This window comes from Flavobacterium fontis, assembly GCF_900129405.1.
GTDB classification, from domain to species: domain Bacteria; phylum Bacteroidota; class Bacteroidia; order Flavobacteriales; family Flavobacteriaceae; genus Flavobacterium; species Flavobacterium fontis.
Genome location: NZ_FQVQ01000013.1, coordinates 59,548 through 74,188 on the forward strand (window position 1 = coordinate 59,548; position 14,641 = coordinate 74,188).

Annotated in this window: 12 protein-coding genes; 7 read left to right on the forward strand and 5 right to left on the reverse strand. The window is 40.6% G+C overall.

Annotation, left to right across the window (positions count from 1 at the left end; translation table 11 throughout):
- The first annotated feature begins 249 nt into the window (after window positions 1-249).
- From BUC17_RS10745 to hemL, 4 genes are read left to right on the forward strand one after another with little or no spacing between them, the layout of a single operon-like run.
- On the forward strand, window positions 250-2,079 hold the full coding sequence (locus tag BUC17_RS10745; RefSeq protein ID WP_073364205.1) for a T9SS type A sorting domain-containing protein: 1,830 nt from the start codon (window positions 250-252) through the stop codon (window positions 2,077-2,079).
- A gap of 45 nt (window positions 2,080-2,124) precedes the next feature.
- On the forward strand, window positions 2,125-3,018 hold the full coding sequence (locus tag BUC17_RS10750; RefSeq protein WP_073364208.1) for a 1-aminocyclopropane-1-carboxylate deaminase/D-cysteine desulfhydrase: 894 nt from the start codon (window positions 2,125-2,127) through the stop codon (window positions 3,016-3,018).
- Complete coding sequence (locus BUC17_RS10755) at window positions 3,011-3,931, forward strand: glucosaminidase domain-containing protein (protein WP_073364303.1); 921 nt, start codon at window positions 3,011-3,013, stop codon at window positions 3,929-3,931. The genes BUC17_RS10750 and BUC17_RS10755 overlap by 8 nt, the downstream gene beginning before the upstream one ends.
- Before the next feature lie 2 nt (window positions 3,932-3,933).
- Window positions 3,934-5,223, forward strand: a complete 1,290-nt coding sequence (hemL, locus tag BUC17_RS10760) for a glutamate-1-semialdehyde 2,1-aminomutase (protein WP_073364210.1) — start codon at window positions 3,934-3,936, stop codon at window positions 5,221-5,223.
- 28 nt (window positions 5,224-5,251) lie between these two features.
- Here the strand turns inward: hemL and BUC17_RS10765 are convergent, their stop codons facing one another.
- From BUC17_RS10765 to lysS, 4 genes are all read right to left on the reverse strand, one after another.
- On the reverse strand, window positions 5,252-5,590 hold the full coding sequence (locus BUC17_RS10765) for a hypothetical protein (protein WP_073364212.1): 339 nt from the start codon (window positions 5,588-5,590) through the stop codon (window positions 5,252-5,254).
- 76 nt (window positions 5,591-5,666) lie between these two features.
- Window positions 5,667-6,104: a hypothetical protein gene (locus BUC17_RS10770; protein ID WP_073364215.1), complete on the reverse strand. Its 438-nt coding sequence runs from the start codon at window positions 6,102-6,104 to the stop codon at window positions 5,667-5,669.
- 31 nt (window positions 6,105-6,135) lie between these two features.
- A complete protein-coding gene (locus tag BUC17_RS10775) occupies window positions 6,136-6,477 on the reverse strand; it encodes a hypothetical protein (RefSeq protein ID WP_073364218.1) in 342 nt (113 codons plus the stop codon).
- A gap of 63 nt (window positions 6,478-6,540) precedes the next feature.
- Entirely contained in the window at window positions 6,541-8,229 is a 1,689-nt protein-coding gene (gene lysS, locus BUC17_RS10780) for a lysine--tRNA ligase (RefSeq protein WP_073364221.1), read from the reverse strand.
- A 141-nt stretch (window positions 8,230-8,370) separates the two neighbouring features.
- Here lysS and lipB point away from each other — a divergent pair, with 141 nt between their 5' ends.
- Window positions 8,371-9,066: a lipoyl(octanoyl) transferase LipB gene (gene lipB, locus BUC17_RS10785; RefSeq protein WP_073364224.1), complete on the forward strand. Its 696-nt coding sequence runs from the start codon at window positions 8,371-8,373 to the stop codon at window positions 9,064-9,066.
- On the opposite strand, the gene BUC17_RS10790 is transcribed toward lipB, so the two are convergent.
- Window positions 9,063-9,668 carry a ribonuclease HII gene (locus tag BUC17_RS10790; RefSeq protein WP_073364227.1) on the reverse strand — a complete coding sequence of 202 codons (606 nt, stop codon included), beginning with the start codon at window positions 9,666-9,668 and terminating at the stop codon, window positions 9,063-9,065. The genes lipB and BUC17_RS10790 overlap by 4 nt on opposite strands.
- A 197-nt stretch (window positions 9,669-9,865) precedes the next feature.
- Between BUC17_RS10790 and BUC17_RS10795 the strand changes: the two genes are divergently transcribed.
- A complete protein-coding gene (locus tag BUC17_RS10795; RefSeq protein ID WP_073364229.1) occupies window positions 9,866-12,907 on the forward strand; it encodes a SusC/RagA family TonB-linked outer membrane protein in 3,042 nt (1,013 codons plus the stop codon).
- Window positions 12,908-12,920: 13 nt separating this feature from the next.
- A complete protein-coding gene (locus BUC17_RS10800) occupies window positions 12,921-14,537 on the forward strand; it encodes a RagB/SusD family nutrient uptake outer membrane protein (protein WP_159433950.1) in 1,617 nt (538 codons plus the stop codon).
- The last annotated feature ends 104 nt before the right edge of the window (window positions 14,538-14,641 follow it).

Here is a 14,641-nt window from a genome sequence, read left to right on the forward strand (position 1 = left end):
TACCAATAGTTTTTTACCATTTTCTTCCCTTTTTCCATTTCGTCCCTCATTTTTTGAAAAAGAGCATAGAATTATGGATAAAACCTTCATTTTCAATCCTTATTTTGTTAAATTTGAAATCGAAGTTACGTAAGGAAAGTTGAAAAACCCAAGTTTTTTGTTAAAAAACGTGCATTTCATCGATTTTTTTGGTAATTACGTCGATTATAAGAAGTAAATTCCTACATTTACAACATAAACTTTTTGATTATGAAAAAAATAGTACTATTATTTGTTTGTTTAGTGTCGTCTGCGACCTATGTTAGCGCACAATTGTATGTGTCTAATAATAGCTATGTTTTCAACAAAGGTGCTTTGTTGTTTGCACGTGGAAATTTGGAGCTCAATGGAGCCAATAGTTTTTTATATCTTCGGAATGAGGCACAGTTCCTTCAAGGGTCTACCGGATCATCAACTAATAGAGGCCTGGGTCGACTGTCAGTTTTTCAAGAGGGAACCAGTAACGCTTTTGCTTACAATTATTGGTGCTCACCCGTAGGGAATGCCTCGGCAGGTTCTGGAAATGAAAATTTTGGCGTGAGTATGTTGGGTACTCCAACCTCAATCACAGCAACTACTCCTGCAACTTTATCGGCAGCAACCTATAACGGTTCAGCAGCTGCAGGTTCTTTGACTATTGCTACCTATTGGATTTGGCGCTTTTTATCGTCAAACAATTATTCACAATGGGTTCAATCCGCGGCCACAACCAATATCGCCCCGGGTGAAGGTTTTACTATGAAAGGGGTTTCAGGAACCGATGCGACCAACCCCGGGGAGTCTGTTGCAAATAATCCAGGAAATCGTCAGCGCTATGATTTCCGTGGGAAACCCAATGATGGAACTATTGTAATTAATGTTGCCAATGGAGCGTCAACACTCACAGGAAACCCTTATCCTTCAGCAATTGATTTGAATTTATTCTTAAATGATCCTGCCAATTCTTCAATAGACGGAACTGCTTTGTTTTGGGAACACGACAAAACGGTTAATTCGCATAATATAGTAGATTATCGTGGAGGGTATGGGGTGTATAACGGCACTACCAGTGTCTATACTCCCGCTACATTTTACACCTATGATTTAGGCGGTAACCAAGGCTCTGTTTTTAGTTCCCCCAACAATGTATACCAACGTCGATTTTCACCCATAGGACAAGGGTTTATGGTGCGCGGAGTTTCCAATGGCTCAGCGATTATGCGCAATACTCACCGTGTTTTTGTAAAAGAAGGCGCTGCCAATTTCTCGCAGTTTGAACGACTTAGCAATGAAGCAAATTCAGCAGGTGTTGCAGGGTTTGGCAATATTCCTAATGTGGCGGGAATTGATTATACTCAGTTGAGCGCCGAACCTACTCCTCACTTTACTGTGAATACCTCTTTGGGCGGAAATGCTGTTCGACAAGTAGCTTTATGCTTTTTACCCAATGCCCTTGACGGTGTCGATCGCGCCGATTCAAAATCACCCGATGCTACGACTAACTTGCCTATGGACATGTATCTCGTGCTGGAAAATGAGCCTTATGTTCATGCAACCACGGCATTTGATATCAGCAAACGAATCGATGTAGGATTCAAATGCAATGCTGCTACCACCTTCACCATGATGGTTAAAGATATCGTGAACTTTGATATGGCAGAAGATATTTTCCTATACGATGCCGAAACAGGATTGTATCATGACATCAAAAATCAACCGTATGCATTTACCTTGCAACCAGGAGTGATCAACAACCGTTATCAAATCACGTTTACGGATCAAGCTCTTTCCAATGGCGAGTTTAATGGAGGGCGATTGGACATACTACAAAACAATCAAGAACAGCTTTTAGTAATCAGTAATCCCACGCAATACGAGCTTTCAGAAGTGAGTCTTTATGATATGCTTGGAAAAAATGTATTTACCAAAAAAGGCTTGGGGAGTCAAAATCAATATGAGTTTGCTACGGGTTCCCTTGCAGAAGGAATTTACATCGCACGCATAAAAACCATAGAAGGACATTCGCTTAGTAAAAAAGTCGTTATCGAGCGTGTTCGCTAATACCAAAGGGGCCTTAAGGCTCCTTTTTTTATGTACTTTTGTCCCATGCAAGCGATTTCGCAAAAACTTGAGTTACATGACACCATTGCTGTGACCCTCCGTCGGGAAGACCTCCTCTTTCCAGAGATTTCGGGAAATAAGTGGCGAAAACTCAAATACAATATCCAACACATTCTCCAAGAGGGTTATGAAGGGGTGCTAACATTTGGTGGCGCTCATTCCAATCATATCGCTGCTACCGCCTATGCGGCCAAAGCGTCCGGATTTAAAGCGATAGGTGTAATCCGAGGGGATGAACTTCAACAAACCACTTCGTGGAGTCCTACACTCCAATCGGCTCAGCAATGGGGCATGACGTTCAAATTTTTATCGCGAACGTCTTTTCGTGATTTAAAATCTGATGAAAGGTATTGGAGGGATCGTTATCCCAATTATTTTATCTTACCCGAAGGAGGAACCAGCGCTTTAGCGGTTAAGGGATGCGCCGAAATGCTTATGCCCGAAGACCAAATTTTCACGCATGTCGTATGTGCTGTGGGTACAGGAGGTACGCTTGCGGGATTGAGTGAAGGGGCTTTTTCACATCAAAAAATTTTAGGATTTCCTGCATTAATTGGGGATTTTTTAAGAGAAGATATTCGTAATTTTGCAAAAAAGGGAAATTGGGAGTTGATTCAAGGCTATACCTTTGGAGGGTATGCCAAAACAAGTCCCGAATTAATTCGTTTTATCAATCAATTTTATCAAAACCATCAGGTGCCGTTGGATCCGATTTACACGGGTAAAATGATGTATGGTTTGGTTGATTTATTGGCAAACGATTTTTTTCCTAAATCAGCAAACATACTGGCCATTCACACTGGAGGGTTACAAGGTATTCCCGCGATGAATGAAAGGCTCAAGAAAAAAAATCAAGTTACGCTTCAAATTCATGTATAAATTCATCTGTATTTTGGTTGTGTTGTTGGTCTTTACGGCCTGTGGTTCTTCACGTCCTGTCGTTCGAACGACCAAACCCATTGCGCAATCCACAAAAACTGATCCGCGCAAAACGAAGCGCCCTGTTGCGACTACCACACCCACAACCCCTTCATCTACAAAACCGGTTCAAACCGCTCCAACACCTGTGGCTACCCCGCAAACAGATCAATCCAAAACCGAAGTGTTGGAAGCTACTACTGCCGTAAAAGTTACCACTGCGATGGTGCTCGAATACATTGAAAAGTACAAAGATATCGCCAAAAAAGAAATGGTCGATTACGGTATTCCTGCAAGCATTACTTTGGGGCAAGGGATTTTAGAATCGGGGGCAGGAACGGGACCGCTCAGCGTTCAAGCCAACAACCATTTTGGAATCAAATGCCACAAAGAATGGAAAGGTCCCAGTGTAAGTTATGACGATGATGCAGTAGGCGAATGCTTCCGCAAATACAGCGATCCTTTTGAATCGTTTAAAGATCATTCGATTTTTCTCGTGACACGTGAACGCTATGCCAATTTATTTCGCTTGGATATTGCCGACTACAAAGGCTGGGCTAAAGGACTCAAAGCGGCAGGCTATGCTACCGATCCAGCCTATCCTACCAAACTAATCGGATTGATAGAGCGCTACCAATTGCAACGATTTGATGCCGAAGTATTAGGCACAAGTGCAACCCCAACTACCGTCAGTTCAAATCCATCGCTCTCCAACAAAGGTGAAGCTACTAACGCAAAACAACATGTGGTTGTTAAAGGAGATACCCTTTATTCCATTTCCAAGAAATATAGCATTCCTGTTGAGGTGTTACAATCAAAAAATAATCTAAAAGATACCGCATTAGCTATCGGTCAAATTTTACGCATAGAATAAAAATGATATACCAAAGAAGTAGTGCGCTGTTTGCAGCCGCTGAAAAAGTAATCCCGGGAGGAGTAAATTCCCCAGTACGCGCTTTCAAAGGAGTAGGAGGCACACCGATTTTTGTTAAATCCGCCAAAGGTGCTTATTTGTATGATGAAGACGGCCATCGTTTGATTGATTTTATCAATTCGTGGGGGCCGATGATTTTAGGACATGCTTATGAACCTGTGATCACTGCCATTAAAGAACGTGCTGAAAAAGGAACCTCTTTTGGAATGCCGACCGAATTGGAAACTCAAATAGCGTCCTTAGCCATTGCTATGGTGCCCAATATTGATAAAATTCGTTTTGTAAATTCAGGAACAGAAGCCTGTATGAGTGCCATTCGTTTAGCGCGTGGGTTTACAAAACGCGATAAGATTATCAAATTCGCAGGTTGTTATCATGGCCATTCGGATTCATTTTTAATTCAAGCCGGTAGTGGTGCGAGTACATTTGGATCCCCCAACAGCCCCGGTGTTACGCAAGGAACCGCCAAAGATACCTTGTTGGCGCCTTACAACAACTTAGCCGCGGTTGCCGATTTATTTGCGGCCAATCCGCAACAAATTGCTGCCATTATTGTGGAACCCGTTGCAGGAAATATGGGGTGTGTACCTCCTTTACCAGGATTTTTAGAAGGACTCCGTGAACTATGTTCGCAGCAGGGAGCGCTGTTAATTTTTGATGAAGTCATGACCGGCTTTCGACTTGCAGCTGGGGGTGTACAAGAGCGCTTATCCATTGCCGCCGATATCGTTTGTTTTGGCAAAGTAATCGGTGGTGGACTTCCTGTGGGGGCTTTTGCAGCCAGAGAAGAGATTATGAATTACTTAGCTCCAGTTGGTCCCGTGTATCAAGCAGGAACCTTAAGCGGTAATCCATTAGCTATGGCTGCGGGTCTAGCGATGTTGACCGCTTTACACGAAGACAGTGATGTTTTTAATCGAATCGATCAAAAAACAGCCTATTTGCATGAGGGGATGGCAACCGTTTTACAAAAAACAGGATTACCACACACCATTAATCGATTAGGGTCTATGATTTCAGTTCATTTTGACGAAACTCCAGTAATCGATTTTGAAACGGCAAAAAAAGGGGATAACGAACGGTTTAAAGCGTTTTTCCATGGAATGTTGCAAGAAGGTATCTACATTGCTCCATCTGCCTATGAAACATGGTTTATAACCGATGCACTCACTTATGAAGATTTAGACAAAACCGTGGAAGCTGTTGCCAAAGTAACTAAAGTACTGAAATAAAAAAAGCTCCGAAAGGAGCTTTATTTTTTTACTTTATTTTCTTACCAATGAGTCGGTTTAAAAGTTCGGGATTGGCTTCTAATTGCGCCATTTGTTGTGGAGATAAGGTGCCTCGAATTTTCGCTTCAATCACACGGCTCATCTCTAACTTTCGTTCAGCAGATAACTCCTTGTTATCCATGACTTCATATTTCATTTCGAAAAGTCTGAAAAAGTCTTCCCGTTGATTTTCAGGTAAATTTACCACCTGGGCCAACGCAACCATATCGTTTTTTGCTTTTGCTTGTAACGATAATTCCTTGTCTTGAGCCGACATGCTTAAGGTGGCCATCATACAAAAAGCAAAAGAGAGAAGTAATTTTTTCATAACTATAAAATCTTAATTGATAACCAAAGGTAAACTATTTTGCTATAAATCCAAAAAAAATCAAAAGTTTGAATACTTAGTTCTTAATTTCAAGAGAATTTTCGGATTCTGGTGTTCGTTTACGCTTTAATCCTGCCTCAAATTTTTGGTATTGAGCTTCCGTAAGAATCTTTTTCATCTCGGCTTTAAAAGCATCCTCCTCGGCTTGTCTTTTCTCGCGACGCTCTTGTAATTGTTCTTTGGTCATCAAACGGCCATCGTCTTTTTTGCCTTTTAATTCAGCAATTCGGGCCTCACGGTCACGAACAATTTTTTCAACATGGGGTCTAATTTTTTCTGCTTGTCCCGGTTCCAAAACAACGTCTTTGGTTAAACGGTTGAAGAGGACTGTAACTTTTTCTTCAAAAGTTAATTTTTGAGGAGTTCCAGTTTTTTGGAGCTGAGCAAAAGAAAAGTTTCCAAAGCAGAGTGAAACAATTACAACAATTAAAAAAGATGACTTTTTAAAATTCATATTGTAAAAGAAAAAAGTATGGTTTCTAAATTTATCCTTTATAAAATATTAATTTCTGATATAATTCTGTGTTGGCTTTCAGCGCCTGACGTTGCTCTTCGTTTAATCCTGAAAGTAATTTAGAACCATAGCGCTCATAAATGGCTTTTTTGGTCGATTCATCTGGAGCATTTTGCACTTGTTCTGCGCGCATGATGAACAGTTCGGTAAAACTCGTCTTTAAGTTGTCGTCTAACTTTACCACTTTTAATAAAGCCTCCATTTCGGTAGCGGCTATTTCTTTAGGTTGTAAAGCAACCGTGTTTTGTTTATCTTGTGCCATGCTCAACTGAACTGCCAAGAAAGCGAATAATGCAAAGACAATTTTTTTCATAATGTTAGAATTTAAAAAGCGAATATAACAATATATTTCGTACTATCCATCGGATTCAGGCAATTATGTCAAATGTACGGTTTTTGATTCACCCTCAACAATGACTTTGACCATGCCTAATTTACTCAATCCTTTCATGGCAGCATCCCATTTTTTTCCACTCAACTGCGACTGTTCTTTCAATTGGGCCAAGGGTTGACCGTCTTCTGATTTGAGAAGCTGAAGAATTACTTTTTCTTCCTCGGTAAGCTCAAGGGCTTTCTTTTCGGGACGCATTTGTGGAAAAAACAATACTTCTTGAATCGAGGCATTGTTGGTGAGGAACATGATTAAGCGGTCCATTCCGATACCCAATCCAGAGGTGGGAGGCATTCCAAATTCAAGCGCACGCAAAAAGTCCTGATCAATAAACATGGCTTCATCATCTCCTTTTTCAGCCAATTTCATTTGCGCTTCAAAACGTTCCCGCTGGTCGATTGGGTCATTTAATTCAGAATACGCATTGGCGATTTCTTTGCCGCACACCATCAACTCAAAACGTTCGGTCAATTCAGGATTGTCGCGATGCGATTTACACAAGGGCGACATTTCTTTGGGGTAATCGGTGATAAAAGTAGGTTGGATGAAGTTGCCTTCGCATTTGGCCCCAAAAATTTCATCGATGAGCTTTCCTTTCCCCATGGTCTCATTGACTTCGATACCCATCGATTGGGCAGCTTCACGCAATTCTTCCTCGGTTTTTCCAGTAATATCAAAGCCTGTAAACTTTTGAATGGCTTCGGTCATGGATACACGTGCATACGGCGCTTTGAAATCGACCGTATGTTCTCCAAAAGTGGCTTGTGTTGTTCCGTTGACTTGCAACGCACAATACTCGAGCAATTTTTCGGTGAATTCCATCATCCAATGGTAATCTTTGTAAGCAACATAAATTTCCATGGCTGTAAATTCAGGATTGTGGGTGCGATCCATCCCTTCATTACGGAAATTTTTGGAAAATTCGTAAACGCCATCAAAACCGCCAACAATCAAACGTTTTAAATACAATTCATTGGCAATACGCATATACAAAGGAATGTCCAATGAGTTGTGGTGTGTGATAAAAGGGCGCGCGGCAGCCCCTCCGGGAATCGATTGTAAAATTGGGGTTTCCACTTCCAAATAACCTGCCTCGTTAAAAAACGTTCGCATGGCTTGAAATAACTTGGTGCGTTTGATGAAAACATCTTTCACCTGCGGATTCACGACCAAATCCACATAACGCATGCGGTAGCGAAGTTCAGGGTCGGTAAAGGCATCGTAGGTTTTTCCTTGATCATCCGTTTTGGGCATGGGTAAGGGGCGAAGTGTTTTACTTAAAAAAGTAAATTGCTGGACGAGGATTGATTTTTCTCCTACTTTAGTGTAAAATAATTCCCCTTCCACTCCGACAAAATCACCTAAGTCAGTGAGTTTTCGAAAAACGGTGGTATACAAGGTTTTGTCTTCCCCAGGGCAAAGAGTGTCCCGGTTGAAGTACAGCTGAATGCGTCCTTCACTGTCTTGTAGTTCAGCAAATGCCGCTTTCCCTTGGTCGCGAACACTCATTAATCGCCCTGCCACAACCACTTTTTTGCCTTCTACAAAGGATTCCTTAACCTGTTTCGACGTGTGGTCAACAGGAAAAAGTTGGGCTGGGTAGGGATTAATGCCTAAGTGGCGTAATTGATTGAGTTTTTCTCTTCGAATTTGCTCTTGTTCGGACAGTTGCATAAATGGGAAATTAAGGGGGCAAAGATAATTTATTGTTCAAAAACTACCAACTGCCCTTTTGATTTAATAAACCTGTTTGAAATTCATACGCATTGCTATGCTCTTTTGTATCTTTGTGGGATTAAAACGACCTTTTTCGAAATGAATAAAGAAGTATATTTTCAAAACTTAGGCATACGCGACTATAAAGATACATGGGATTATCAGGAAAAACTATTTGCGGACATTGTGGCCGATAAAATGAAAAAAAGAATCAACCCTGACCAGCGTACTGAAAATTATTTTTTAACGGTATCGCATCCGCATGTATATACTTTAGGTAAAAGCGGTGATTTGTCTAATTTATTACTCAATGAAAAGCAACTCGAATCAAAAGGAGCGACCTTTTATAAAATTAACCGAGGGGGCGATATTACCTATCACGGGCCGGGACAATTGGTTGGGTACCCGATTTTGGATTTAGAAAATTTTTTTACCGATATACATAAGTATTTACGACTACTAGAAGAAACCATTATCCTCGTTTTGGCAGAATATGGTTTGAAAGGCGAACGAAGCCCCGGCGAAACGGGAGTTTGGCTCGATGTAGGAACCCCTTTTGCGCGAAAAATTTGTGCCATGGGCGTGCGGGCAAGTCGCTGGGTGACCATGCATGGGTTTGCTTTAAATGTAAATACCGACTTGGGTTATTTTGATCACATTATTCCGTGTGGGATACGAGGCAAAGGTGTAACGTCATTGCATGTTGAATTACAACGCTCGGTTGATGAGCGCGAGGTGGAGCGCCATGTGCTACGCTATTTCTCGCAATTATTTGAAGCTACTATCGTGGGTTAGAAATCAAAATCCAACGTTAACTGGTCAGGTAACAGCCGAAAACTCTTACGATGATAAGGTGTTATCCCGAATTCACGGATGGCATCGCGATGATCTTGGGTAGGATACCCTTTGTTTTTATTCCATTGATACATGGGGTACTCTTCATGGATACGATCCATATAGGTATCTCTGTAGGTTTTTGCCAAAATAGAAGCCGCTGCAATGCTTAAATATTTTCCATCTCCTTTTATTATCGTTTGAAAAGGGATGTTAGCAACAGGTTTAAATCGGTTCCCGTCTACAATAATAAACTCGGGTTGCGGCTTAAGTTGAAGAATGCTCTCTTGCATGGCTTTAATCGATGCATTCAAAATGTTTATTTCGTCAATGATTTTGGGTTCTAAATGAACTACGTGAAAACTGATGGCTTCTTTTTCGATGATGGGTGCTAAGGCAGTGCGCTGTTTTTCGGTAAGTTTTTTCGAATCATTCAGTAATGCGTTCTCAAAATCATGAGGTAAAATCACAGCGGCTGCGGTAACGGGTCCTGCCAAGCAACCCCTTCCTGCTTCATCGGTGCCGCATTCCAAAACATAATTCGAAAATTGTTTGGCTAACATCGTGTTAAATTAAAATTAATTTAAAGTTAACGCAACTTTTTGACAAAGGACGCATCTATCAATTGGGTTGCAACCACAAAGTTATGCCAAAGCCGTTGAACTTTAACAAACGTAAACGCTAATATTCCGAAGTATTATTTGTTTATTTAAGAAATTATTAAGAAGTTTGCGGAATAACTAACTCAAATAAATTTAATATGAGATCGAAGTTCAAATGGATTTTTACGCTTTTACTAGCGTTTACAATGCAGTTTTCATTTGCACAGGAGAAAACTGTTACTGGTACAGTTACCGATGGTAAGGTGTCATTGCCTATGGCCAACGTAACTATTAAAGGTACCAAAAACGGGGTGCAAACCGACATGGATGGTAAATTCTCCATCAAAGCCAAACAAGGAGACGTTCTTGTGGTGTCGTACCAAGGGTATGATTCTAAAGAGGTCAAAGTAGGTGCTGCCAACAACTACGGCGTTGTGTTGAAGGAAGAGGCAAAAATCTTGGATGAAGTAGTCATCACCCAAGGGTACCGTTTGGTTACTAAAAAGACAGCAGTTGCTGCTACAGCATCTGTGACCAACAAGACTATTGAAAACCGTCCTAATGCTAACGTGATGAACACGCTTCAAGGGCAGTTGGCTGGGGTTAACATTACAGCAAGTACAGGGCAGCCTGGTGCGAAGTCAACGGTAATTATCCGTGGACAAGGTACGATTTCAGGAAACACTGACCCTTTGTATGTGATTGATGGTTTCCCAACCAATGCGGATAACTTCCGATCAATCAACCCTAATGATATAGCTTCTGTAGAGGTGTTGAAAGATGCTTCTGCAATTACAGAGTATGGTTCTCGTGGATCTAATGGGGTAATTGTAATTAAAACCAAGAAAGGGTCTTTCGGAGATGCAAAAACAAGTTTCCGTTATACTTCAGCTGTAGGTTTTACCGAATTACAAACACCTCGTTATGACTATGCAGATTCTCGTCAGTTGTTGACCATCGAGAAAGCTGCAGGTGCAGGTTTGGGAGCTACGCTTACTGATGCTGAAATTGCAGCTTTCAATGTAAACACAAACTGGGTAAATGAGTTCTTTGGAAAAGGTACTTTTACTTCCCACAACTTTAACATTGAGAATAGCTCTAAAAACTTGAATTCATTTACCTCTATCGGTTATTTTGACCAAGAAGGGGTGTTAAAAACCACTGGTTTAAAGCGTTTCACTGTACGTAATAACGTTAACGGTAAATCGGATAATGAGAAATTCAAGTATATGGTGAACTCTTTTGTTGGTTTCTCTAAAAACAATGAAGCGACTAACTTAGGGGGTGGAGCAGTAAACCGTAACTATGTGTTAGGGGCTTATATTTCTGCACCTTATGTTTCGCCATCAACTTACGAAAACTCTCAACAGTTATTTGATTTGTATCAAGCAGACGGCACCTTGTTGTACACGCCTTTGTTCTTGATTGACAAATTAAAAACATACACTAACTTAACAGACGAGATTCGTGCGAGTGTGAATACGGAGTATTCTTATAAATTATTAAAAGATTTAACTGTTCGCGGAAGAACTTCTGGGGAATTATTGCAGACTCGTTTTACGCAATCTGAGCACCCGATTTCTTTCAATGCTTTCTTGTTCTTAGGAGCTGGACAGCAGTTCGGTGGATTTGAAGATGTAAACGCACGTCGTGAATTCCGTTTCAACCAATTATGGCAAGCGGATTATTCTAAAACGTTCGGAAAACATACTGTAGATTTAGCAGGTAGTTTGGAGTACAACCATGCTCGTGTACAAGTGAACAACTTCCGTCAACGTGGTTTGAATCCGCAAACTTTTGTGCCTGGTACTGGGGCAGGTTATTTAGTTGATACCTCAGCAAATGACTTTTATGTACCACAGGTTTCTGCTTCTAATTTGCGTTTGAACCGTATTTCGTATTTTGGATCGTTGAACTACGATTACAACAAAAAATATGGGGTGGCATTGTCATTACGTAGCGACCAAACTAGTCGTTTCTTGAACGCTTCCAAAGCATTTTACTCTATCGGTGGACGTTGGAATATCGATGAAGAAGCTTTCATGAAAAAGTTAGAATTCGTTAAAACATTTAAAATCCGTGGTTCTTACGGTACCGTAGGTAACGAGCGTATCATTGCAGGTACAGAGTTTGCTGGTTTAGTACCTCCTGGGTTCTTTGACGTGTATTCTGCAGCGAACAACGTTTACAACAACGGTTTAGGTTTCGGAATTAACTTTGGTTATCCTGATTTACGCTGGGAAACCACTACAATTTCAAACATCGGTTTTGACTTTGAATTATTCAAAGGAAAACGCTTCCGTGGAACATTTGATTACTATACAAAGAAATCATCTGATCAGTATTTATCACAGCCAGTTTCTCCTTATGTAGGAACTACTAGTATTGTACGTAATACTTCTGCTTTTGTTAAAAACTCGGGTATTGAAGTAAACTTGGCGTATGATTTAATCAACAACCAAGAGAAGGGTATGGTACTAACATTACGCGGAAATGGAAGTATTAATGAGCAAGAAGTAGGTGGTTTAGCTGCGCCAATTTTTGATGGTTCTGCTCCTGCTTACATAACTCAAAATGGAGGAATGTTAGATGAGCCTTTCGTTTATCAATATGCGGGTGTAAACCCTGATAACGGTAATATGTTGTTTGTGGCAGCCGATGGAACGTTGACTGAATCGCCAACAGATGCTGACCGTAGAGCTACAGGAAAAAACAGATTACCCCAAATCCAAGGTGGTTTCGGTTTTGACTTTGACTACAAAGGTTTCTTTACCTCTGCTACATTTACCTATGCTTTCAAAGTATGGCGTTATGACTACGATTTGAACAATTTGTATGATCCATCTAACTTAGGCCAGTTCACTGTAGGTGCTGATTTATTGAATGCTTGGACTCCAACAAATACCAATACCGATGTTCCTTCATTAACAGCAACGAACTACGGTTTTGTGGATCAGTCTGACCGTTTCTTGTGGGATGCCTCTTATGTGCGTTTACGTAACTTACAAGTAGGGTACCGCGTTCCTAAGAAATTCTTAGAGAAAACATTTATTCGTGACGCTTCGATTACTCTTCAAGGAGAGAACTTATTCAACATTACCCGTTGGAGAGGATTTGATCCAGAAAGTGATCGTGATGCGGATGTATACCAGTATCCAACACCAAGAATTTATACGTTAACGTTAGATGTTAGATTCTAAAAAAAAATTGAAGATGAAAAAAGTATTTTTATTATTATCCGCTTGTGCAGGTACACTTTTTGTATCCTGTGATGATAGTTTGATCGAGCCTTTTGCGCCTGGTGCGTTAACTGAAACTGTGGCGATCCAAACATCAAACGACTTGCAAGGGTTGATGAACTCGACCTATGCTAACTTGTACAACCGTGAAGACGCTGTGTTTACCTCAGTATTCACAGACGAAGCCGGTATCGGTTTTGCTAATGGTGGTCAAGGTATCACTGAAGAATATGTATTCTTTTTAAATTCAACCTCTGCAGCTCCAAATGCTGTATGGAATAGTATGTATTTTGCATTATCTCGTGCAAACCGTGTAATTACCTTCGCTGATCGTATTACTCCGGTTGATGCTGCTGATACGGAAAGAATCCAACGTATTAAAGCTGAGGCTTTGGTGGTTCGTGCTTTCTGTCATTTAAAATTGATGTCTTATTTTTCAACAGATTTGAAAAATGATGGTGCTTTAGCTGCTATTTTAGCAGATAGAATCATTCCTTCTACGGAGACTAATTTGCAGCGTACTACTAATGGTGTTTTCTACCAGTCGATTCACAGCGATTTAGATGCTGCTTTGACGATTTTTAACACGTTGACCACTAATCCTTACACAGGAATTGTAAGAACGTATTATGCGAGTGATGTATTGGCAAAGGCCTTAAAAGCTCGTGCTTATGCTTACAAAGGCGATTACACCAATGCTGAAACTTGGGCTGACAATGTAATTTCTACTTCTGGAATTACCTTAGCTAATACTACCCAGTATACACAAATCTTCTGGACTGATAACGAGCCTGCAAACGTGGAGGTTATTTGGAGATTAAAAAGAACTCCTGCACAAAATGGTCAGGGGGTTAACATGCACAACGGATGGTGCTCAGTTCGTCCTAACGCAGCAGGTTCTCCTTTCTATGAAGTGGGTCGTTCTTTGTTCAACATTATGAACCCAACAAACATTCCATCGGCAACGTCACCTGCTAATGGAGGTTGGCCATTGACAGGTGCTATTAAAGATGTACGTTTCCGTACTTTAGTAGCTCCATCTTCAGTAGTAGCTTCAGATTGGAATACAAACGCTGATTATATCAATGCTGACAAATTAATCATCCACAAGTATGGTGGGGTAGGTACTGGTACAAGTACATTTGCTTCAACGGCTGCTAATGGTAACAGTAATGATTACAAACTTGTTCGTTTATCTGAAATGTATTTCATCAAAGCAGAAGCGCGTGCTAATGCAAATGACCTTACAGGTGCTGCAACTGCATTAGAAGCTGTTTTGGATGCACGTAATGCAGTTAATATGCCAGCTCCTGTCTTTGCTAACGCAACACAGGCTTGGGCTGAAATCTTAAACCAACGTCGTTTAGAGTTCTGTTTTGAAGGATACCGTTATATCGACTTAAAGCGTTTGGCTTCCTTAGCTAATTTTACAGCTTTAGATCGTCATCCTGTAGATTATTCTTCAAGTACAACAAACTATCCTGGGGCTAATCCTTCTAACTTACCAATGAACAGTTATAAGTTTACGTTCCCGATTCCAATTTCAGAAACCAATGCGAATACCGCGATTACTCAAAATCCTGGGTACTAATCGTTTCTGTTAATTCAAATACTAAAGACCGAAAGTTTTCTTTCGGTCTTTTTTGTTTTTATTAACGTAGGATACACTTCAATTTTTTTATATTTGAAAAAAAA

What these genes read in the sequence shown, in the direction of transcription:
- BUC17_RS10790 (WP_073364227.1), bottom strand. Translation starts at nt 9,668, where the DNA reads ATGTTAGCCAAACAATTTTCGAATTATGTTTTGGAATGCGGCACCGAT.
- BUC17_RS10755 (WP_073364303.1), top strand. Translation starts at nt 3,011, where the DNA reads ATGTATAAATTCATCTGTATTTTGGTTGTGTTGTTGGTCTTTACGGCC.
- BUC17_RS10765 (WP_073364212.1), bottom strand. Translation starts at nt 5,590, where the DNA reads ATGAAAAAATTACTTCTCTCTTTTGCTTTTTGTATGATGGCCACCTTA.
- BUC17_RS10745 (WP_073364205.1), top strand. Translation starts at nt 250, where the DNA reads ATGAAAAAAATAGTACTATTATTTGTTTGTTTAGTGTCGTCTGCGACC.
- lysS (WP_073364221.1), bottom strand. Translation starts at nt 8,229, where the DNA reads ATGCAACTGTCCGAACAAGAGCAAATTCGAAGAGAAAAACTCAATCAA.
- BUC17_RS10775 (WP_073364218.1), bottom strand. Translation starts at nt 6,477, where the DNA reads ATGAAAAAAATTGTCTTTGCATTATTCGCTTTCTTGGCAGTTCAGTTG.
- BUC17_RS10795 (WP_073364229.1), top strand. Translation starts at nt 9,866, where the DNA reads ATGAGATCGAAGTTCAAATGGATTTTTACGCTTTTACTAGCGTTTACA.
- lipB (WP_073364224.1), top strand. Translation starts at nt 8,371, where the DNA reads ATGAATAAAGAAGTATATTTTCAAAACTTAGGCATACGCGACTATAAA.
- BUC17_RS10800 (WP_159433950.1), top strand. Translation starts at nt 12,921, where the DNA reads ATGAAAAAAGTATTTTTATTATTATCCGCTTGTGCAGGTACACTTTTT.
- BUC17_RS10750 (WP_073364208.1), top strand. Translation starts at nt 2,125, where the DNA reads ATGCAAGCGATTTCGCAAAAACTTGAGTTACATGACACCATTGCTGTG.
- hemL (WP_073364210.1), top strand. Translation starts at nt 3,934, where the DNA reads ATGATATACCAAAGAAGTAGTGCGCTGTTTGCAGCCGCTGAAAAAGTA.
- BUC17_RS10770 (WP_073364215.1), bottom strand. Translation starts at nt 6,104, where the DNA reads ATGAATTTTAAAAAGTCATCTTTTTTAATTGTTGTAATTGTTTCACTC.